Source organism: Streptomyces sp. a15 (assembly GCF_059026085.1).
The window spans coordinates 136,223-156,468 of record NZ_JBWLKM010000017.1 but is presented as its reverse complement, the minus strand read 5'-3'; the positions used below and the strand labels follow the sequence as shown (position 1 = coordinate 156,468).

Here is a 20,246-nt window from a genome sequence, read left to right as displayed (position 1 = left end):
CAAAGACCCAAGTACGTCCAGTACGAGGGCCTTCGTCCGGCACGCCGAGGGCACGCACCGAACACCGCGGGCACCGCACAGGACTTTCGAAACACCCCCTAGCCCGCAAGAGCCGCCCGCACGTCACGCGAGGGCCTCGGGCACGTACCATTGCGGCATGTCGTTCCTCCGCCGCCGTAGCGCCACGCCCGCCGGGCCCGACTTCGACGTACTGGCCATGGACCCGGGCGACTGGCCCGGCAATCTGGGCGCCGGCCTGCTGCCCGCGCCCGACGGCAGCTGCCAGGGTGTCTACCTGCGCTACGACCTCTTCGGCGGTCGCGGCCCCGCGATGATCATCGGCAACCTCCCGGAGGGCTCCCCGGCCCGCGAGGTCACCGAGGGCGAGATCCCCTTCGAGGTCGGCCAGCTGCTGCTGGCGCTGGAGAACGACGAGGAGGTCACCGTCGTCGGCGTCGAGGACATGCCGGTGATGCAGGGCGACAACCTCCTGATCGTGCGCCGCCTCAAGCTCTCGGAGAGCCGGATCTCCTGCGTGCAGTTCGACCGCAGCGACAACGTCCTGGTGACCATCGCCGCCTGGGACCGCCCCATCACCGACGACCTGTACGCCCTGCTGAAGCCGCTCCCCGCGGAGCTTTTCCAGCAGGGCTGAGGCACCTACCCGCCCGACCGCTCCACGCGTACGTCCGCCGCCCGCACGAACGCCACCCGGTGGCCGAACTGGATCTCGTAGTACAGGTCCTTGCCGACCACCACCTGGTGGGAGGCCTCGTCGAAGGTCACCGCGTAGTAGTACTGGCCGGGCACCTTGTCGCCGACCACGTACTTCTGGCCTGCCGGCAGCTTGTACGGCAGCGGCGACACCGTCTGGGCGGGCACTCCCGCCGGGTACGCGGACGCCTCCGGGTAGGCGCGCCCGTAGACCGGGACGCTCGCCGGACCGTCCTTGGGCGTCACCACCTGGCCGGTCGCGTTCACCGCCGTCGGGTTCTTCTTCGGGTTCTTGAACCAGGCCTTCTGGCCGAGGTACCAAATCGCCGTCCAGTCGCCGTCACGGTCCGCGACCGCGTACTGCTGGCCGGTGGAGACCCGGGAGGACAGGTCGTTCACCCCGGTGGTCGGCGTCGTGCCCAGACCGATGTCCTTGATCAGGGGGTAGGACTCGCCGGGCCCCGAGTAGAGGCGCACCGCGCTCGAGCCGTGGGCCGCGCACGGCTCACCCTGGGCGACGCAGCCCGTGAACCCCGGCCGGTTCCCGGCGTAGTCGGGGCGGATCGTCACCAGACCGCCGTTCTTGCCGGCCGTGGCTTCGAAGGGGCGGCCCAGCAGCGCGAAGTAGTGGGCCCAGTCCCAGTACGGGCCCGGGTCGGTGTGCATGCCGCCGATGGTTCCCGCGGTCGGCCCGGGCACGTTGTCGTGGCCGAGGATGTGCTGCCGGTCCAGCGGGATGTCGTACTTCTTGGACAGGTACGTCACCAGCCGCGCCGAGGACCGGTACATCGCCTCCGTGTACCAGGCGTCCGGATTCGCCAGGAAGCCCTCGTGCTCCAGGCCGATCGACTTGGCGTTGACGTACCAGTTGCCCGCGTGCCAGGCCACGTCCTTCGCCTTCACATGCTGGGCGACGTGGCCGTCCGTGGAGCGCAGCGAGTAGTTCCACGACACATAGGTCGGGTCCTGCACCAGGTTGAGGACGCCCTCCCAGGCGCCCTCCGTGTCATGGATGACGATGTAGTCGATGCTCTGGGACGCCGGACGGTTCCCCAGGTCGTGGTTGCCGTAGTCGCCCTCGCCGAACTCCTCGTAGGGAGCGGGGATCCACTCGCAGGACACCGTGGCCGGGCACTGGGTGCCGGTCGCGTCGAGCGTGCGCAGCCCCGTCCGCGCGAGCTGCGCGGTGTCGGGGGCGAGGTCCGGCTGGGGAGCCAGGGCGACCTGCTGGCCGGCGTCGGTGACGCGCTCCTCGCCGGTGCGCAGCACGTCGTAGACGTCGCCCGCGTACGCCGCCCCCGTCGCGCTGTCATCGGCGCCGGAGAAGCGGGCCACCGCCCCGTACCAGTCCGCGGGATCCTTGCTCAGCGGTTCGCCGAGGTCCTTCTGCGCGGCGGCGAGCAGCGCGGCGCCGCCGGCCACGTTCGCGGCGGGATCGGTCCGCAGGTCTTCGGCGGGCAGGCCGGTGAGCTCGGCCGCCTTCGGCAGGGTCGTGAAGCGGGCCGGGAGTTCGGAGGTCTCCGGCAGCTTCGCCTCGGGGTGCAGCGGGGTGCGGGCGTCGTCGCCGCGCGGGTCCTCCGTGCCCTCGCTGTGGTGCGGCGCCGCCTTGGCGAGCGCGGTGCGCGCGTCGGTGAGGTGCATCGGGCCGTACCCGCCGGTCACGCTGGCCGCCCCGGCGTGTGCGTCCCAGCGGGATTGCAGATAGGAGACGCCGAGCAGCACGCTCTGCGGCACGTGGTACTCGGCGGCCGCGGAGGCGAACGCCAGCTGAAGGCGGTTCGCGGAGGACTGTGCGGCGCTGTCGGACGGAGCGGCGCCGAGCAGTGGCAGTAGCAGGGCCGCGGTGGCCACCGCCCCCGCGACTGCTCGCCTGCCGCTGTATCCGGCGGCTCTGTTGGGGTCGGTGGCGGATCCTCGCAATGCAGCCTCCTGGAACGGTCGAGCGCGATGCGCCGTGCGGGGCCGGGTGTCCGTCAGTGGTACCGGCCTGCCGACGATCCGTCAATGATGCCCAGAAGCAGGCGATTTCCCTCGTCAATCCAGGTGAGCGGGAGTTTCGCGGACCGGCCCCGCGGGCCTGCGGGGCGTCAGTGGAGTACACCAATCAGCCGTACGAGGTGACCGTGCACCCGGACATACGACGGTCCGCGGTGCGCCGGTCACCGGCGCACCGCGGACCGTCGTCCCCGTCAGCGAGTGCCGACCGCCGCGCGCACGGCCCTGCGGGCCAGCTGGCAGTCGTCGTGCAGCCGCCTGAGCAGCAGCCGTTGTTCCTCGCCGGACGGCGCAGCACCCGGATGGGCCGTTCCCGGTGCCGCCGGGGTCGTGTCGTGCATCGAACGCTGCACGGCCGTTTCGTAGGTACGGATCTCTCGGGTCAGCACGAGCATCAGGTTCACCAGGAACGCGTCCCGCGAGGCGGGGCCCGCCGACTGGGCGATCTGGCTGATCTGCCGCCGGGCCACCGGCGCGTCACCGAGGACCGACCACAGCGTCGCCAGGTCGTAGCCCGGCAGGTACCAGCCCGCGTGCTCCCAGTCCACCAGCACTGGACCGGCCGGTGACAGGAGAATGTTCGACAACAGTGCGTCGCCGTGGCAGAACTGGCCCATGCCGTGCCGGCCCGCGGTCGCCGCGATGCCGTGCAGCAGTTTCTGCAGGTCGCCCAGATCCCGGTCGGTGAGCAGGCCCAGCTCGTGGTACCGGTTGATCCGTGTGGCGTAGTCCAGCGGGGCATCGAAGGTGCCCGCCGGCGGCCGCCAGGCGTTCAGCCGGCAGATCGCGCCGAGTGCCGCCCTGATGTCCGCGCGGGGCGGGGCCTCCGCCGGGTGCCGGTGCAGTGCCGCCACCCGCCCCGGCATCCGCTCGATGACGAGCGTGCAGTTGTCCGGGTCCGCCGCGATCAGTCTCGGCACGCGCACCGGAGGGCGGTGCCGGACGAACGAGCGGTATGCGGCTATCTCGTGGCGGATCCGCTCGGCCCACGCGGGGGAGTGGTCCAGTAAACACTTGGCGACGGCGGTGCTGCGTCCTGTCGTGCCGACCAGGAGTACGGAGCGTCCGCTGCGGCGCAGCACCTGCACCGGGGCGAACTCCGGGCAGATCCGGTGCACCGACGCGATCGCCGTGCGCAGCTGGGCGCCCTGAGGGCCGGACAAGTCGAGTCTCCCGCTGAGCGGTTGGGTACCGACCCCCGGTGCGCGCCGCGGCCTGCCCGCGCCGAGCACGGGAGCCGCCGCCGGACGGGCGGGGTCGAGGTAGGGGCCGCCACCCACCGGACGGGGGTGCAGCGACCGGGGCGGGGCGGACACGGAGGACGATGCTGCGTACATGGGCGAAACAGATCCCTTCGTGTGCCTGCGACGACAGTGCGCTGCCCGGCCCGGTCACCCGGGTGCACCCTGGGGAATGCATCCCTTGTTCCAGGAAGAGTTCCAAGAAGAGTTTCCAAGAAGGCGACCGGGTCGGGGTGGCGCTTTCCTACCTGACACCCGATGCCCAGTGGCACACCATCTGGCGAGGCCTGGCGAACCCTGGCGAATAGTCGCCCGGCAACTCTCACCGGGCTACTGTCAACTCAGCCGAGAACCTGGGGGCTTGACGTGAGCGGACAACCCAACGCCCGTCTCTCGGACCTGTTCGGCCTGGCCGGCTGGTCCAAGGGTGAACTCGCGAGGCTGGTCAACCGGCAGGCGGCGGCCATGGGCCACCCCCAGCTTTCGACCGACACCTCTCGGGTGCGGCGATGGATCGACACGGGAGAGATCCCGCGCGATCCGGTGCCGCGGGTGCTGGCGGCTCTGTTCACCGAGCGTCTCGGCCGTGTCGTGACCATCGAGGACCTCGGTCTGGTCCGGCACGGGCGTGCGGGGAAACGGCAGGGCGACGGGAATGCGGAACATCCCGACGGAGTGCCGTGGGCGCCCGAGCGGACTGCTGCGGTCCTCACCGAATTCACGGGAATGGACCTCATGCTCAACCGACGCGGCTTGGTGGGCGCGGGTGCCGCGCTCGCCGCGGGATCAGCCCTCAGCAATGCCATGCACGACTGGCTGCACACCGATCCGGCCCTGACCGCCGACGCTCCCCAGTTCGACGACCCCCTGCACGCCGACCCCGCTGGGCTCGACCGCTACGAGGCCGCCCCCATCGGGTCGCAGGAGATCGAGGAACTGGAGCGCTCGGTCGAGGTGTTCCGGGCCTGGGACGCGGCCCGCGGCGGCGGGCTGCAACGCAAGGCAGTCGTGGGCCAGCTCAACGAGGTGGGCGGCATGCTCGCCTACCGACACCCCGACCATCTCCAGCGACGCCTGTGGGGCGTCGCCGCCAACCTCGCCGTCCTCGCGGGCTGGATGTCGCACGACGTCGGTCTGGAGCCCACGGCCCAGAAGTACTTCGTCATCGCCGCCCATGCCGCCAGAGAGGGCGGTGACCGGCCCCGCGCCGGGGAGGCGCTCTCCCGAGCGGCTCGCCAGATGGTGCACCTGGGCCGGCCCGACGACGCACTCGACCTGATGAAGCTGGCCAAGTCCGGCTCCGGCGAACAGGTGCTGCCCCGTACCAGGGCGATGCTCTACACCATCGAGGCCTGGGCACAGGCCTCCATGGGCAAGGGGCAGGCCATGCGCCGCACCCTCGGACAGGCGGAGGACCTCTTCGTCTCCGACCGGGGCGACGTGCCGCCGCCGAGCTGGATGCAGACCTTCAAGGAGGAGGACCTGTACGGCATGCAGGCCCTGGCCTACCGCACGCTGGCCGAGCACGAGCCGGGCGCGGCCGTGCACGCCCAGCACTACGCGGAGAAGGCCCTGGCCCTGCGCACAGACGGACGGGAGCGGTCGAAGATCTTCGACCACCTGTCCATGGCCTCCGCCTGTTTCATCGCGGACGACCCCGAACAGGCGGACCGGTACGCACGGCTGGCCCTGATGGCGATGGGGTCGAACTCCTCGCGCCGTACCTGGGACCGGCTGGGCCAGATGTACCGGCTCACTGCCGAGTACTCCACCTATCCGAAGATCCATGAGCTGCGCGAGGAGATCAGGCTGGCGCTGCCGAAGACGAGGGGGAAGGGCGGCAACAGCGCCAGGGCATAGACACCGGGGCTGTGCCCCTGACCTGCCGTTGTTGTTATGCGGTCACCCTGGCGACGAGTACACAGGCGTCGTCCTCGCGCTCGGCCTCGTCGAACTCCTCCACCAGCATCCGTACGCAGTCCTGTGCGGTGCGCGCCTCGCCGAACCGGGGGGCCAGGTCGAGGAGACGGTTCACGGCGCCCTCTTCCTCTCCGCTGTGCCCGGGCACCAGCCCGTCGGTGTGCAGCAGGAGCAGGTCGCCCGGTCGGAGGGTTTCCTCGGCCTGTTCGTACACGGCCCCCGAGGTCGCGCCGAGCAGGACGCCGGCCGGTGCGTGCAGTCGGCGCCCCGTCCCGTCGCGGAACAGCAGCGGGGCGGGGTGTCCTGCCTGCGCCCACACCAGGGTGCGGGTCGTTGGCCGGTAGCGGCAGCAGACCGCGCTGCCGAGGGCCGGCTGCACGGTGGCGTCGAGCAACTGGTTGAGCCAGGCCATCAGTTGAGCCGGCGGGGTGCCGGTCATGGCCATGCCGCGTACGGCGCCCAGCAGGGTCGCCATGCCCGAGGTCACGGCGACTCCGTGGCCGGTGAGGTCGCCGACGCTGAGCAGGGTCTCGCCGTCGGCGAGCTCCAGCGCGTCGTACCAGTCGCCGCCGATCAGCGCGCTCGCCGACGACGGCAGATAGTGGGCCGCGAGATCCAGGGTCTCGGGGCCCTGGTGCGGGAGCCGCAGGGAGCCGCGCCACGGCGGCAGCACAGCTTCCTGCAGCTCGACCGCGAGCCGGTGCTCGGCCTGCGCGCGGTGCCGGTGACGCTGTAACGAGTCACGGGTCTCGCTCACCGCCCGTTGGCTGCGGCGCAGTTCACTGACGTCCCGCAGCACCGCCCACATGGACGCGGTGCTTCCGTCGGTGTCGAGCACGGGCTCGCCCATCATGTGCACGGTCCGTACGTCGCCGTCCGGGCGCACCACGCGGAACTCGCCGTCGATGGGCTTGGCGTCGACGAGGCAGTCGGTGACCATCGCCGTCAGCTTGGGCCGGTCCTCGTCGAGGACCAGGGACGGCAGCTCGTCGAGGGTCAGGGGAGCGGCGGCGGGGTCACGGCCCAGGATCTGGTAGAGCTCACCGGACCAACTGGCCTCGTCCGTCAGCAGGTTCCACTCCGCGCTGCCGACCCGGCTCAGGAGCGAGCCGCGCCGGGGAGCGGACGGCACGGCCCGGGCGGCGGGCGCCGCCTCCGGTGAGGCGGGCACGGGCGGCGGGCCGTCCCGCAGCTGTGCCAGGTGCTCGTCCAGGTCGTCGAGTTGGTGCAGCGCGAGGTCGTACAGCGCGCGCTGCCACCGCTCCTGCAGGTCGGAACCGTCACTCTGCGTGTCCCGGCGTACGGCGTCCATGTCGCCCTTGAGCCGGCGCGCCTGCGATATCAGCGCGTCGACCGAGCCGCGTCCGGGCGGCTGGGCGGCTGGGCGGTCCGCAGAGAGATGGGACGGCATGACGCACTCCGATGCGGGGACGGTACGACCAAGGCGGACGGAAGGACCGTTACGACTGTTGCACAGCCCGCGACGCCCTGTAAGGGATTTGGCAACACCCGATACGGTGGTGCTTCTGGCATATGCCACAGTCTTCAGGGGTGGGCTCGGCGTACGTCTGACGTAGCGCACCGGGTGGGTCAAGTCGTAGGCAGGGTACGTGACTTGACGGACCGATGGGGTGGTCGACGCGGTGTTCGGTTGTGTGTGCGACGGCACTGTGTTCTAGGGAGTGTGGCATAGGTGGATCGGCCGGGCCAGAGGGCCGCGACGCGAGGCCGGTGCGTGACACAGGTCACATGAATTCATGGGGGCTCCGGTGTAATGCGAACGGCACCTGCGAGCTCGTAAAGACATGGACATCACGCTCGAGCAGCCCGCCCGCGCCCGTCTCATCGCCGCGGACCAGGAACTGCCTGTTCCCGCCACGCTCCGTTACACCGGCGCGGACCCGCTGGCCGTGCACATCGACTTCCCGCCCGAGGTCGCCCTGGACGGCGAACGGGTCACCTGGACCTTCGCCCGCGCCCTGCTGGCGGAGGGGCTGACCGGCCCGGCGGGAAGCGGTGACGTGCACGTCTGGCCCTGCGGCCGGGCCCGTACGGTCCTGGAGCTGCACTCGCCGTACGGACTGGCCCTGCTCCAGTTCGACACGGCCGCGCTGCGCCGGTTCCTGTTGCGGACCTTCGCGGTGGTGGGCGCCGGGCGGGAAGACGTCGGCGCCGCCGTCGAGCAGGGGCTGGCCTCGCTCTTCGGCGGCGTCTGACGTGCCTCGCCGGGCCTCAGTACCGCAGTACTCCCGCGATCCCGTCCGCGTCGCCCAGCGCGCCGTCCGGGACGAAGCGCACCTCGGCGCCGGTCTCCAGGCACTGTTCGACGATCTCGTCCACGATGTCCTCGCGGGCGTCGAGGGCGCCGCCCTCGGCCGGGACCAGATGGTCGCCGCCGTCGTCGCGGACCGTCACCCGGTAGTTCTCCTCGACGGCCAGCAGCCGTACGCGGCCCTCGCGCGCGTTCTGCCACAGCTCGTCGACCCCGGCCGCGAACGCCCGGTGGCCGCGGGCCGATTCGAGCTCCCGCGCCACGGAGTCGGTGCTCTTGCGTGCCTCGGCGGCGACCAGTGGCCGGATCGCCTGCCACACGGCGTCGGGGGTGCCGTGCGCGAGCCCGCCGTGCGGTACGTGGACGGCGTTCTTGGTGACGCTGCCGACCTCGTCCAGCAGGGACAGCGCGGCCGTCTCGCCGGTGACGTACAGCGGCCTCGGCTGCTCGCGCAGCAGCGTGCTCATCGCGGTGTCCACCTCGCGCAGGAACTGGCGGGTGCCCTCGTCCCGGAAGGTGCTCCGCAGATCGCCGATCTGTTGCTGGCGCTCGGCGTCGAAGTTCTCGCGGCTCCGCGACAGCGGGAAGCCGCCGGTGCGCTCCTCGGTGACGCGGTCCGTACCGCCGCTCCACAGGGTGACCTGGTCGGCGGAGACCGACAGCACCCAGAACGGCCGTTCGGCGGCCTGCGCGGAGACCAGGTTGCGGGTCAGGAAGGTGTCCGACAGCACCACGCGTTCGGGCACGGGACGGGCGAGGGACCACACCTGGTGCTCCCCCGGAGCGGCGAAGATGACCAGGCCGTCCCCGGCGTGCGACAGATCGACCTCGGCGAGGGCCTGGTCGAGCTGCCGGGCGACGTCCAGGCGCCGATCCCGGGGGACCGCGGGATCGGCCTCCAGCTGCTTCTTGGCCTCGGCCACGACATTGCGCAGCCGGACCGGATCCTGGGCGTTCTCGGGCTCCCGGCGATGCGTCGGCGTCAGCACGGAGACCGCCGGATACGGGCGCGGGCGCCGCAGCTCGGTGAGAGTGGTGGGACTGAGTGCGTGCTCCATAACAGCACGATAGGGCTGAATCGCCGATCGGGCATTAGGGGCAGCCAAGTCGGGCAATAACGGCAACTCGCTGCCGGCGTCGCAGAGCGGCTCTGAACCTCGGTCGGCTTCTGCGAAGGTGCCGACCGGCCGGGGGGTGTACCTCAGCGGCCGTCGTCCTCCGGCCCGCAGGAGCTGCCGTCGGGAGGCAGGGAGCCGTACAGCAGGAACGCGTCGACCTTGCGGTGCACGCACTTGGAGGAGGCGTATCCGGTGTGGCCCTCGCCCTTGTTGTCGAGCACCACGGCCGAGTCGCCCAGGCGCTCGGCCGTCTCCACGGTCCAGCGGTACGGTGTCGCCGGGTCGCCCCGGGTGCCCACCAGGAGCATCTTCGGGGTACGGACGTCACGCACCCCGTCGCGGATGAAGTCGGTGCCCTTGGGGCGGCCGTAGCAGGTCAGCACCTCGGTGAGCCGGTAGCGGCCGAACACCGGCGACGCCTGCTCGTACTCGGCGCGCAGCCGGCCGAGTTCCCTGGTGATCCGGCGGGCGCTGGGGCGGTCGGGATCGTCCGCGCAGTTGATCGCCATCAGCGCCGCCGGAAGATTGTCGAGCGGGACGTCCTCCTGGTCGACCAGGCCGCCGTCCGTGCCGTTGCCGGCGCGGAGGGCGATGCCTCCACCGGCACGGAACGCCGTTCCACGGCCGGAGAACCAGAGGAGCGGCCCGGTGTCGCCGTCCTCGACCAGTGAGGCGAGCGCCCGTTCCAAGGACGGCCACAGCTCCTTGCTGTAGAGGGCCTGGCCGATGGCGCCCACGAGGTCCTGGCCGGTGAAGTCCTCGCCGAAGTCCGTCGGCACCGGATCCTGGTCGAGCGAGTCGACGAGGCGTACGACCTCCTCCCGGGCCGTGCGCGCGTCCGTGCCGAACGGGCAGGCGATGTCCTTCACGCACCAGTCGACGAAGTCCTCCAGCGCGGTCTGCTGACCCGCGGCGCCCGCCACGCCCTGCTCGGTCAGCGGTTCGGTGAGCGTGTCCACGCCGTCGAGCGCCATCCGGCCGACCTTCTTGGGGAACTGGGCCGCGTACACCGCGCCGAGCCGGCTCCCGTAGGAGAAACCGAGGTAGTTGAGCTTCTTGTCGCCGAGGGCCTGGCGCATGATGTCCAGGTCGCGCGAGGCGTTCACGGTGCCTATGTGGGGCAGGACGGGGCCGGAGTGCTTGGTGCACGTGTCGGCCACCTTGCGCAGCTGTGTGAGGACGGCCTGTGGATCGTCGTCGAGGTCCGCGTCCTCGTCCGGCGCCGTCGCGGGCCCGGCGCCGCACGTCACCGGTGAGGACCGGCCGACACCGCGGGGGTCGAAGGACACCACGTCGTAGCCGTTGGTCAGACTCATGAAGTCCTTGCCGCCGGCGGCGAGTTCACTGACGCCCGGGCCACCCGGACCGCCGAAGTTCAGCACCACGGAGCCGCGTGACTTCCCCGTCGCCCGGTAGCGGGCGAGCGCCAGCTCGAGCGTGCCCGCCCGCGGCCTGGCGTAGTCGAGGGGGACGGTGACCTTCCCGCACTGGAGGTCCTTGGGCATCTCCACGCCGTCGCACTTCGACCACACGACCTTCTGGCGGTAGAACCGCGACAGGTCGGTCTCGGAGCCCTCCGCGGCCACCGCCGGCAGACCCGCGCCGAGCAGAACCAGGCCGAGGCCTCCGGTGATCGTGCAGCGCCCGAGTAGGGGCCGAGTCGACAGCTTGGCCGGCATGGATGCCTCCAGAGAGCCTGCCGCGGACCGGGACCGGCGCCCGCTTCCGAGCGCCCTCGATCACGATAGGCGCAGCTCGCAGGGCTCGCCTCCGGACAGCGGGGCCGCGGAAGGTGCCCTACCCTGTGCCCCCGCCGATGCGCGTACGACGGTTTCGATGCGTCTCCGACTGTTTTGCCGTTAGTTCGACAACCATGACACTCGATGGGGTGAAAGGCCGATAAGCCATAACTCGGATGCTTCTCCCGCGTTCTATCCGGTGCGGGCGAGTGCCCGTGACCATGTCTGGAAGGCAGGGAACCTATGAGACGGGTTACCCGAAACGGTGTGATCGCCGTCGCCGCCGCGTCCGGCGCCATGGCAGTGACCATGCCGGTGTACGCGGACTCCGGCGCGGACGGCGCCGCGGCAGGCTCGCCCGGAGTGATCTCCGGCAACACCGTCCAGCTCCCGGTGCACGTCCCGGTGAACGTGTGCGGGAACACCGTGAACGTGGTGGGGCTGCTCAACCCGGCGGCGGGCAACAGCTGCGCCGACGGGAACGCCGATGGTGAAGGCGGTGGCGACGCGGCCGGGACGTCCGGCGGGGCGACCGCGAACAGCGGCGGAAAGGATTCGCCGGGTGTGCTCTCCGGCAACGGTGTGCAGCTCCCGGTGCACGTCCCGGTGAACGTCAGCGGCAACAGCGTCAGCGTCGTCGGCGTCGGCAACGCGGCCGTCGGCAACGAGTCCGTCAACACCTCCGACGACGGCCCCGAGCGCCCCGACCGGCCGGAGCAGCCGGCGCCGAGGCCGACTGAGCCGCCCAGGGCGCACCCGGGACCGGAGGCGGCCCCGCCCGCCCCGCGGCCGCACTTCACCGCCGGACAACTGGCGGACACGGGAACGGACCAGACGCTGCCCGCCGTACTGGGAAGCGCGGCGCTGGTCCTGGGCGGAGTGGCCGTGCACCGGCGCTTTCGCCCGCGCGCGATGCGCTGACCGCACCCTCGATGAGCACGGAAGGCCCCACCGGTCATGCCCGGTGGGGCCTGGCCTGAGCCGCACAGGCGTTCACGCCGCCGAGACCGCGGTGAGCAGCACCATCCCCGAGTCGCCGTAATCGGGCAGTGTCGGGTCGGCGTCGATGCGGGTGACACTCAGCTCCCGGGTCAGGGGTGCGAACACCTCCGTGACGATCTCGGGGTTGACCGGGCAGCCCGGCCAGCGTGACGCGGGCCCGACGCGATAGGTCGGCATGTTCTCCATGAACGCGGCCACCAGATAGCCCTCCGGTGCCACACAGCGCACGAAGACCCGGCAGAACTCGGCGAACTCCGTGCGGTCCTCGGTCGCCCCTTCCGCGACGAAGTGCATGGACGCGAGGTCGTAGGCGCCCGGCGGGAGGTCCCGGACGTCGCCGTGGACGACGTCGACGTGGGCCAGCGACGCGGCCAGGGTGGCGGGCAGGGCAGGGTTCAGTTCCCGGCACAGCGCGTGGAACGGCAGCCAGCTGGCGTCGGGCCCGCACAGGATCTGCCGCTCCAGATAGGCGACGTTGCCGGCCCCCGCCTCGACGGCGTCGATACGGCGGCTCGCCGCGGCCGCGAGGATCAGCGGGTAGAGGTTCGGGCCGGCCCCGAACTCCACCGAGCGGCCGACGGCGCCCGGCGCGAGCCGCCGGTAGAACGCGGAGTGGTGGGCGATGACCGCCGCGTCCGAGGGGTGTACCTCGCGGTAGTTCTCGGCGAGGTAGTCCGCCACCGGCCAGCTGTCCCAGTCCACGTCGTCGTTGTGCGTCGGCACGGCCTTGCCGGCCGTCGGCCTGGCTCTCGCCGTCATAGGCGTGGTCCTCTCAGCCCTTGACATGGCCTTCTCGCACCTTCGACCGCAGGGGGAACCGTGCCGCCAGCCGGGTCAGGGTGCCGGTCAGGCGGTCGATGTCCTCGTCGGAGTTGAGGGCCGTGATCTGGACGCGGAAGCCCACCCGGTCCCTCGGCACGAGCGGATATGCGGCCAGCGTCACGTAGATGCCCTCCTCCCACAGGAACGCGGCGACCGCGTCGAGATCGGCCGGGTTCCCCAGCGGGATCTCCACGATCGGCAGCCGGTCCGTGTTGAGGGTGTCCACGTCGAGGCCGTCGAGATGGTCGAGCACCCGGACCGTCTTGCGGTACAGGTCGGCGCGCAGGGCGTCGCCACGGCGGTCGTTGACCTCCAGCCCGGCCAGCGCGGTGGCCAGGGACGCCGTGGGGGAGGGCCCTGAGTACAGGTAGGGCGCGGCGGCCGTCTTGAGACGGTTCTTCAGGTCGGTGGGCAGCGCGAGGAACGCGAGCAGCGACGAGTACGCCTTGGAGAAGCCTCCGGCCAGCACGATGCCCTCGTACGACTCGCCGGTGTGCCGCACCACGCTGTTGCCGCGCGAGCCGTACGGGCAGGGCTCGCCCGGCCCGCGTTCCCCGATCACGCCGAAGCCGTGCGCGTCGTCGACGTACAGGGTCGCGCCCCGTTCGCGGCAGACCGTGGCCAGTGCGGGCAGGTCGCAGACGTTCCCGCTCATGCTGTTGACGCCGTCCAGGCAGACAAGCCGGGGCGTGCCCGCGGGCGCCGAGGACAGCAACGCGTCCAGTTCCTCGGGCCGTTCGGCGTGGAAGCGGCGCAGGGTGGCGCCGCGTCCGCGGGCGATGACGCAGCCGTCGTACACCGTGCTGTGCGCCGTCGCCTCGACGAAGACATGGCCCCTGTCGGCGAGGACGGGGATCACCGCGGAGTGGATGAGGGTCAGTGTCGGCAACAGCAGCGTGTCCGGCGCGCCCAGCAGCGCGGCGAGCCGTTCCTCTATCTCGGGGTACAGCCGGGGACTGCCCAGCAGCCGCGACCAGCTCGGGTGCGTGCCCCAGCGCCGTACGGCGGGTTCGATGCGCGCGGCGATCTCCGGGTCCCAGTCGAAGCCGAGGTAGTTGCAGGAGGCGAAGTCTATGAGGGGGTGACCGCGGCTGCGGATGTGCCGGCCCCGCACCTCGTCGATGACCGCGTCGGTCATCGGGCTGGTCCGCCGCAGGTGTTCCAGGTCGGCCCAGCGCGCCTCCCGTCCCGGCGGCCCGTGGCGCGCGGCCTTGCGTGCGACACCGGCACCGGCCGCGCGACTGTTTCCGTTCCGCTGCCGCAGGATCCGCTCGCTCTGCTCCACCGTCATCGGCCGTGCGAACAGGAAGCCCTGCCCGAACCGGCATCCCATGCCCGCCAGCAGATCCCGCTGCGCCGTCTCCTCGATGCCCTCGGCGATCACCTGGAGGCCCAGGGTGTCGGCGAGGCGGACGATGCCCTCGACGAGCGCGACCTGCTGCGGGTCGTGCGCGATGTCGTCGATGAACGTCTTGTCGATCTTCAGTACGTCGATGGGGAAGTCCCGCAGATAGCGCAGCGAGGAGAAGCCGGTGCCGAAGTCGTCGACCGCGATGGTCACGCCGAGGTCCTTGAGGGCCCGCAGCACCGCCTGGATCTGGCCGTCGCGGCGCAGCAGCACCGTCTCGGTCAGCTCCAGCTGCAGCGACCCCGGAGCCAGCCCCGGCGTGCGCAGCGCCTGGCCGACCTGGTCCACGAATCCGGTGTCGCGGAACTGCCGGGCGGACACGTTCACGCTGACGTACGGCGGTCCGCCCGGCCCGGGCAGCCGTTGCAGCTCCGCGATGCCGTGGACCGCGTTCTCAAGGACCCACGACCCCAGGGGCGCGATGTGCCCGGTCTCCTCGGCCAGGGTGATGAACTGCTCCGGCGGCACGGGCGGGCTCGGGGCACGCGGCCAGCGCACCAGCGCCTCGAAGCCGACCACCTCGCCCGCGGCGATGTCCACCACGGGCTGGTAGCGCAGGGCGAACTCCTGCTCGGCGACCGCCCGGGCGAGCCGGCTCTGCAGATCGTGCCGCTCGACCATCCGGGCCCGCAGCAGCGGCTGGAACCGCCGCCACTGCCGCTTGCCGGCCGTCTTCGCCGCATACAGCGCCAGGTCGGCGTGGCTGAGGAGTTCCTCCGCGTCCGCGCTGTCGTGCGCGGTGGCCACGCCCACACTCGCGGACACGGTCACCGACTGCCCGTCGAGCGTGAACGGCCGGGACAGCGTCTGGATCACCTGCGCCGCCAGCAGCTCGGCGTCCAGCGGCTCCCGCGCGTCCTCCATCAGTACGGCGAACTCGTCGCCGCCCAGCCGGGCCGCGGTGTCGGTGCGGCGCAGCGCCCCGGTCAGGCGCCGCCCGACGGCGGTGAGGAGGTGGTCGCCCGCCGAGTGCCCGCGGGTGTCGTTGACCATCTTGAAGTCGTCCAGGTCGACGAAGAGCAGACAGGTCAGGGACGACTCGCGGCGGCCGCGCAGCAGGGCGCGCTCGATCCGCTCCAGCAACAGCGTCCGGTTGGGCAGCCCGGTCAGCGAGTCGTGGAAGGCCCGCTGGGTGAGCTCGTGCTCCAGCCGGCGCTGCTCGGTGACGTCACGCAGGGTGACGACCAGCCCGGCCACGGTGCGTTCGTCCCGGAAGTCGCTGCACCGCACCTCCACCTCGACCCGGTCGCCCCGGTGCTGCACCCACCAGTGGTCGTGCCGCGTGCGCGGCCCGTGCTCCCGTACCGAGGCCAGCTCCCGGGTCGCCCGTTGCCGGTCCTGGGGATCCAGCAGGCCGGGCAGCGACGTGCCGGCCAGGTCCACGGTGCCGAACACGGACGCCGCGGACGGGCTCGCGTACCGCACGGTGTCGTCGTCCTCCAGGATGAGGATGACGTCCGAGGTGTTGCGCACGAGGGTGCGGAAGTACGCCTCGCTCTCCCGGCGTACGACCTCCCGGCGCAGCACGACGCGTTCCATCGCCAGCCCGGCGTGCGAGGCGAGGATCTCCAGGGAGCTCCACGTCTCGGTGAGCTGCCCGTGCGGCCCGGCGACCAGCAGTACGCCCGGCACCTCTGCGGACGCCGGACGGCCGGGCTGGGTCATGGGGCACACCAGGATGGCCGACAGGCTCTCCAGCTCGGCGGCGAGCTCGGGACCGAGGTCGTCGGCGGCGATGAACCGGGTGTGGCCGGGGGCCAGGTCCGCCGCCCGTTCGGCGGGCAGCAGCAGCGTCCGGTGGCGGACCGTGGACCCCAGGAGCGTGTCGACGGCCGCCTCGCACGACCGTGCCACCTCCTGCTGCCGGACGGCCGACACCAGCGACGCCGCCGCCGAGCGCAGCGCGTGTTCCCGCGCCACCGCCCGGCGGTGTGCCACGACCATTCCCGTGAGGCGCAGGATGACCAACAGGAAGAGCAGGCCGGAGAAGACGGCGATCACGGCGGCGTCGTGGGCACTCTGTGTGAGGCCCTCGTACAGCAGGATCCCCGGTGCGATGAGCGTCGCCACGGCGAGCATGACCAGTCGGCGCGGCGGCGGGAGCAGGGACGCCCGCTGCGGCATGGCGGCCGTCAGCTCCACCATCGAGGGATGCAGCGCGGCCAGGCCCCAGGCCGTGTAGAAGACGATCCACCCGGCGTCCAGCAGCGTCCCCGTCTGCCACATCGCGTTGAGCTGCAGGATGCCGTAGGCGATGTCGAAGCCGAGCAGCGTCGACGTGCCGACGACCAGGAGTTGGACCGACCGGTTCCGCCCGTCCAGTGGGCGTGGGCTCAGCAGCCGGGCCAGCAGCGCCAGGACCAGCACGTCACCGAGGGGATAGGCGATGCTGATGGCCCGCTGCTGCCAGGTGAGCCCCTCGACCTCCGTGAGCGGCTGGACCAGGTAGACCCACACGGGCAGCGCGAGGCCCGCGGTGACGATCAGCGCGTCCAGGAGGCTGGGCAGGTCGCGGCCCGCCCACCGGTAGCGGAAGAGTCCGTACAGTCCGACGGCGAACAGCGGATAGGTGGCGAGATAGCAGGCGTCCGCGGCAGAGGGGAACGGGTTGGAGGCGAGGAAGTACTCCTCCATCACGTTGTAGTACGTGTCGCCGGTGACGAAGGTGAGCAGTCCGGCCGCGAGGATCCACCAGGGCCAGCGGTGCGCGGGGCGGTGCAGGTGGGTGCCGGTCAGTATGGCGGCGACACCGGTGAGGCCGATGACGGCCCACAAAGGGCTGCGGGCCACGGGAACCGTCATGTAGACGACCGTGGCGGCCGTCACCAACCCGAGATGAGCGGCCATCAGCCGATGTGCCGGCAGCAAGGCAAGCGCCTCCCCCCTACGGAAGACCGGGCGGTCACCTGGCCTGGGGGCTTCATCGATCGTAGGCACCGGAGGGCGCCGCCTGCATCTCGGGCGGATCAGTGCGGTGTCGCACCGGTGACCGGCTGTGTCGCCGTCAGTGCTCGCCGTGATGGAAGCGGTGGTGCAACGCGCGCACCTCCTCGGCCAGTTCGGGAACCGGGCCCTCCACCTGCACGCCGGGCGCCACCTCGTTGACCGGCAGGGTCCGTACCGGCGGCGCCGGCACCCCCAACTCGGCGAGCCAGGAAGACAGTTGCTCGGACGAGGCGACGTACACGATCCGGCCGAGGCCCACCCAGGCGTGCGCGGCCGCGCACATCGGGCAGTGCTCGCCGGAGGTGTACACGGTCGCGGCCGCCCGCTCCTCGGGCGTCAGACGGGCCGCCGACCAGCGCGCCAGTTCGAACTCGGGGTGGCGGGTGCGGTCCCCGGAGGCCACCCGGTTGTGGTCCTCGGCGAGCACCGTGCCGTCCGCGCCCACCAGCACCGAACCGAACGGCTCGTCCCCCGCCTCCAGCGCCCGGGCCGCCAGTTCCACACAGCGGCGCAGGTACGGCAGCTCCGCGTCCTTCACGACCATGGCGTGGCGCCCTCCTCGCGATGTGATCTCCGTGGCGAGACTACGGTCGCCGGCGTGCGACCGGAAAGGCGTACCGGCGGCCGAGCGTCACGGTCGCCAGCGCGAGGGCAACCAGCGGGAGCGCGGTCCAGGGCAGCGCCCCGGCGCCCAGGTTCTCCAGGACGACACCGCCGGTGAGCGAACCCGCGGCGATGCCCGCGTTGTACACGGTGGTCTGCAGGGAGGTGGCCACGTCCCCGTGGGCGGGCCCCGAGGCGTCGACCAGCGCGGTCTGGATCAGCGTCGGCGCACCGCCGAAGGCCACGCCCCACAGCGCCACACAGACCAGGAGCACGGCGGGCGTGCCGGCGTACAGGCCGAGCGTGAGCATCACGGCGGTGCAGAGCGAGAGCGCGGCGAGCAGGGTCGGCCGCAGCCGCCGGTCGACCAGCACCCCGGTGACCCAGATCCCGGCCACCGTGGCCGCCCCGAACACCAGCAGCACCAGGCCCGTACGACCGAACCCGGCATGCGCCGCGAACGGGGCGACGTACGTGTACATCACCTGATGCCCCAGCAGCAGGAACAGCGTGACGGACAGGACAGCCGGGATCCCCGGCAGCACCGCCACCCGGGCGAGCGGCATGCGCGTACCGGCCGCCTCCCCGGGGAAACCGGGCACCCACCGCCGGACCCCCACCACCAGCAGCACCGCGAGCCCGGACAGCACACCGAACGCCGTGCGCCAGCCGAGCGCCTCGGCCAGCGCCGTCCCGGCGGGCACCCCCAGGGACAGCGCGAGGGTGATCCCGGCGAGCACCACCGCGATCGCCCGGCCGCGCCGCTCGGCCGGCACCATCCGGGCCGCGTAGCCGACGAGCATCGCCCACAGCGTGCCGCCCATGCAGCCGGCGACGAGCCTGGCCGCGAAGGTGAGCGGGTACGACGAGGACAGCGCGACCACCGCGTTGGCGGCCGCGAACCCCAGCAGCGTGCCGACGAGCACCGGCCGGCGCGGCAGTCCGCGCAGCAGCGCGGTGAGCGGGATCGCGGCCAGGAAGGAGGCGAGGGCGTAGCCGGTGACCAGGAACCCCACGCGTGCCTCGGAGACGCCCAGGTCGCCTGCCATGCGGGGGAGCAGCCCCGCCGGCAGCAGTTCGGTCAGGACGGCGGTGAAGGCGGCGGTGGAAAGGGCCAGCAGGCCCGGCCACGGCAGCGGGGCGGGCATGGCCGTGCCCTTGGCCATGGATGTGGCCGTGGATGAGGTGGACATGCGACCATGCTCAAACCCTCACATCAGTGTGAAGGCAAGGCCGACTCCCGGAGGAAGCCATGAGGATCGGCGAACTGTCCCGCCGGACCGGCGTTCCCACCCGGCTGCTGCGCTACTACGAGGAACAGGACCTGCTCCATCCCGACCGGGCCGTCAACGGCTACCGCGACTACGGGGAGACGGACGTCCGGGACGTCCAGCAGATCCGCGGACTGCTCGACTCCGGGCTGACCACGGAGATGATCCGGGCGATCCTGCCCTATCTCTCCGGCCCCGACGAGATCCACCTGCCCCCGCAGTGCCTGACCCCGCAGACCGCCGCGCTGCTGCGCGGCGAGATCGACCGCATCCAGGCGCGCATCGACTGTCTGGCCCGCAACCGCGACCGGCTGCGCGCGTATCTCACCGTCGTACAGCCGAAGGAGGAGGACTTGTAAAGCTGTTGCCCCGGCCGGGCCCGGGTGCTGGAGTGAACGCATGGATCATGCCGCGGTACTCGCCCTCTACGACCGGGACATGCGCGAAGGCGCCCAGCCGGACGGCCCCGGCGCACGGATCGAGCGGGCGGGGCGGGTGGTCCGTCAGGTCGCCGCCGCGCACGGCTGGAACGGCGTCGTCTGGTCGGACCTGGACGAGGCGAGCGCCGACGCGGCGATCGCCGAGCAGGTCGCCCACTACTCCGGCCTCGGCCTCGACTTCGAGTGGAAGCTCTACGGGCACGACCTGCCCATGGACCTCGGGCCGCGGCTCGGGGCCGCCGGGTTCACGCCCGAGCCCGAGGAGACGCTGATGATCGCCGAGGTCGCCGATCTGACCCTGGACGCCGAGCCGCCCGAGGGCATCCGCTTCCTTCCGGCCACCGATGGCGCGGGCGTCGACCTCGTGGCGGAGGTCCACGAGAAGGCGTTCGGCACCGACAGCTCCCGGCTGCGCCACCAGCTGCTCGCCCGGCTGACGGACGACCCGGACACCGTCGTCGCCGTCGTGGCGCTCGCCGGTGACACGCCGGTCAGCGCCGCCCGCATGGAGCTGGTGCCCGGTACGCGCTTCGCCGGCCTCTGGGGCGGCGGTACCGTCGAGGCCTGGCGCGGCCGTGGCATCTACCGCGCGCTGGTCGCCCAGCGGGCCCGCGCCGCCGTCGACCGCGGCTACCGCTACCTCCAGGTCGACGCCTCCAGCCAGAGCCGCCCCATCCTGGAGCGCCTCGGCTTCGCTCCGCTGAGCACGACGACGCCGTACGTGTACGTGCCGTAGGCGCAGCCCTTTTCCGTAC

General features: G+C 71.9%; 15 protein-coding genes. 6 read left to right on the top strand and 9 right to left on the bottom strand.

The features are described from left to right. The first annotated feature begins 157 nt into the window (after window positions 1-157). Window positions 158-655, top strand: a complete 498-nt coding sequence (locus tag AC5P09_RS20045; RefSeq protein ID WP_307672693.1) for a glycosyltransferase family protein — start codon at window positions 158-160, stop codon at window positions 653-655. Window positions 656-660: 5 nt separating this feature from the next. Here the strand turns inward: AC5P09_RS20045 and AC5P09_RS20040 are convergent, their stop codons facing one another. After that, window positions 661-2,634 (bottom strand): N-acetylmuramoyl-L-alanine amidase, encoded by a 1,974-nt coding sequence (locus AC5P09_RS20040; protein WP_493875191.1) that lies wholly within the window; start codon window positions 2,632-2,634, stop codon window positions 661-663. 269 nt (window positions 2,635-2,903) lie between these two features. Beyond that, on the bottom strand, window positions 2,904-4,046 hold the full coding sequence (locus tag AC5P09_RS20035) for an aminoglycoside phosphotransferase family protein (RefSeq protein ID WP_493875190.1): 1,143 nt from the start codon (window positions 4,044-4,046) through the stop codon (window positions 2,904-2,906). A gap of 270 nt (window positions 4,047-4,316) precedes the next feature. Here AC5P09_RS20035 and AC5P09_RS20030 point away from each other — a divergent pair, with 270 nt between their 5' ends. Beyond that, window positions 4,317-5,810: a DNA-binding protein NsdB gene (locus tag AC5P09_RS20030; protein ID WP_493875189.1), complete on the top strand. Its 1,494-nt coding sequence runs from the start codon at window positions 4,317-4,319 to the stop codon at window positions 5,808-5,810. Window positions 5,811-5,844: 34 nt separating this feature from the next. Here AC5P09_RS20030 and AC5P09_RS20025 read toward each other — a convergent pair whose 3' ends face one another. After that, window positions 5,845-7,281: a PP2C family protein-serine/threonine phosphatase gene (locus AC5P09_RS20025; RefSeq protein WP_493875188.1), complete on the bottom strand. Its 1,437-nt coding sequence runs from the start codon at window positions 7,279-7,281 to the stop codon at window positions 5,845-5,847. A gap of 394 nt (window positions 7,282-7,675) precedes the next feature. Between AC5P09_RS20025 and AC5P09_RS20020 the strand changes: the two genes are divergently transcribed. Further along, window positions 7,676-8,086: an SsgA family sporulation/cell division regulator gene (locus AC5P09_RS20020; protein WP_493875187.1), complete on the top strand. Its 411-nt coding sequence runs from the start codon at window positions 7,676-7,678 to the stop codon at window positions 8,084-8,086. A 16-nt stretch (window positions 8,087-8,102) separates the two neighbouring features. Here the strand turns inward: AC5P09_RS20020 and AC5P09_RS20015 are convergent, their stop codons facing one another. Together AC5P09_RS20015 and AC5P09_RS20010 are read right to left on the bottom strand one after the other, a co-directional pair. After that, window positions 8,103-9,200 (bottom strand): baeRF3 domain-containing protein, encoded by a 1,098-nt coding sequence (locus tag AC5P09_RS20015; protein ID WP_493875186.1) that lies wholly within the window; start codon window positions 9,198-9,200, stop codon window positions 8,103-8,105. A 143-nt stretch (window positions 9,201-9,343) separates the two neighbouring features. Further along, window positions 9,344-10,939 (bottom strand): alpha/beta hydrolase, encoded by a 1,596-nt coding sequence (locus AC5P09_RS20010; RefSeq protein WP_493875185.1) that lies wholly within the window; start codon window positions 10,937-10,939, stop codon window positions 9,344-9,346. A gap of 303 nt (window positions 10,940-11,242) precedes the next feature. Between AC5P09_RS20010 and AC5P09_RS20005 the strand changes: the two genes are divergently transcribed. Next, complete coding sequence (locus tag AC5P09_RS20005; protein WP_493875184.1) at window positions 11,243-11,920, top strand: chaplin; 678 nt, start codon at window positions 11,243-11,245, stop codon at window positions 11,918-11,920. A 72-nt stretch (window positions 11,921-11,992) separates the two neighbouring features. Here AC5P09_RS20005 and AC5P09_RS20000 read toward each other — a convergent pair whose 3' ends face one another. The 4 genes from AC5P09_RS20000 to AC5P09_RS19985 form a co-directional block, all read right to left on the bottom strand. Further along, window positions 11,993-12,760, bottom strand: a complete 768-nt coding sequence (locus AC5P09_RS20000; RefSeq protein ID WP_493875183.1) for a class I SAM-dependent methyltransferase — start codon at window positions 12,758-12,760, stop codon at window positions 11,993-11,995. Window positions 12,761-12,773: 13 nt separating this feature from the next. Then, a complete protein-coding gene (locus AC5P09_RS19995) occupies window positions 12,774-17,078 on the bottom strand; it encodes an aminotransferase class I/II-fold pyridoxal phosphate-dependent enzyme (protein ID WP_493875182.1) in 4,305 nt (1,434 codons plus the stop codon). Between the two features lie 157 nt (window positions 17,079-17,235). Beyond that, window positions 17,236-17,721, bottom strand: a complete 486-nt coding sequence (locus AC5P09_RS19990; protein WP_493875181.1) for a nucleoside deaminase — start codon at window positions 17,719-17,721, stop codon at window positions 17,236-17,238. Between the two features lie 40 nt (window positions 17,722-17,761). Then, window positions 17,762-18,973 carry an MFS transporter gene (locus AC5P09_RS19985; protein ID WP_493875180.1) on the bottom strand — a complete coding sequence of 404 codons (1,212 nt, stop codon included), beginning with the start codon at window positions 18,971-18,973 and terminating at the stop codon, window positions 17,762-17,764. Window positions 18,974-19,032: 59 nt separating this feature from the next. Here AC5P09_RS19985 and AC5P09_RS19980 point away from each other — a divergent pair, with 59 nt between their 5' ends. Next, entirely contained in the window at window positions 19,033-19,410 is a 378-nt protein-coding gene (locus AC5P09_RS19980; RefSeq protein WP_493875179.1) for a MerR family transcriptional regulator, read from the top strand. 40 nt (window positions 19,411-19,450) lie between these two features. Next, window positions 19,451-20,227, top strand: a complete 777-nt coding sequence (locus tag AC5P09_RS19975; RefSeq protein ID WP_307672679.1) for a GNAT family N-acetyltransferase — start codon at window positions 19,451-19,453, stop codon at window positions 20,225-20,227. The last annotated feature ends 19 nt before the right edge of the window (window positions 20,228-20,246 follow it).

What these genes read in the sequence shown, in the direction of transcription:
- AC5P09_RS20010 (WP_493875185.1), bottom strand. Translation starts at nt 10,939, where the DNA reads ATGCCGGCCAAGCTGTCGACTCGGCCCCTACTCGGGCGCTGCACGATC.
- AC5P09_RS19975 (WP_307672679.1), top strand. Translation starts at nt 19,451, where the DNA reads ATGGATCATGCCGCGGTACTCGCCCTCTACGACCGGGACATGCGCGAA.
- AC5P09_RS20045 (WP_307672693.1), top strand. Translation starts at nt 158, where the DNA reads ATGTCGTTCCTCCGCCGCCGTAGCGCCACGCCCGCCGGGCCCGACTTC.
- AC5P09_RS20005 (WP_493875184.1), top strand. Translation starts at nt 11,243, where the DNA reads ATGAGACGGGTTACCCGAAACGGTGTGATCGCCGTCGCCGCCGCGTCC.
- AC5P09_RS19985 (WP_493875180.1), bottom strand. Translation starts at nt 18,973, where the DNA reads ATGTCCACCTCATCCACGGCCACATCCATGGCCAAGGGCACGGCCATG.
- AC5P09_RS20000 (WP_493875183.1), bottom strand. Translation starts at nt 12,760, where the DNA reads ATGACGGCGAGAGCCAGGCCGACGGCCGGCAAGGCCGTGCCGACGCAC.
- AC5P09_RS19995 (WP_493875182.1), bottom strand. Translation starts at nt 17,078, where the DNA reads ATGGCCGCTCATCTCGGGTTGGTGACGGCCGCCACGGTCGTCTACATG.
- AC5P09_RS20020 (WP_493875187.1), top strand. Translation starts at nt 7,676, where the DNA reads ATGGACATCACGCTCGAGCAGCCCGCCCGCGCCCGTCTCATCGCCGCG.
- AC5P09_RS20035 (WP_493875190.1), bottom strand. Translation starts at nt 4,046, where the DNA reads ATGTACGCAGCATCGTCCTCCGTGTCCGCCCCGCCCCGGTCGCTGCAC.
- AC5P09_RS19990 (WP_493875181.1), bottom strand. Translation starts at nt 17,721, where the DNA reads ATGGTCGTGAAGGACGCGGAGCTGCCGTACCTGCGCCGCTGTGTGGAA.
- AC5P09_RS20025 (WP_493875188.1), bottom strand. Translation starts at nt 7,281, where the DNA reads ATGCCGTCCCATCTCTCTGCGGACCGCCCAGCCGCCCAGCCGCCCGGA.
- AC5P09_RS19980 (WP_493875179.1), top strand. Translation starts at nt 19,033, where the DNA reads ATGAGGATCGGCGAACTGTCCCGCCGGACCGGCGTTCCCACCCGGCTG.
- AC5P09_RS20015 (WP_493875186.1), bottom strand. Translation starts at nt 9,200, where the DNA reads ATGGAGCACGCACTCAGTCCCACCACTCTCACCGAGCTGCGGCGCCCG.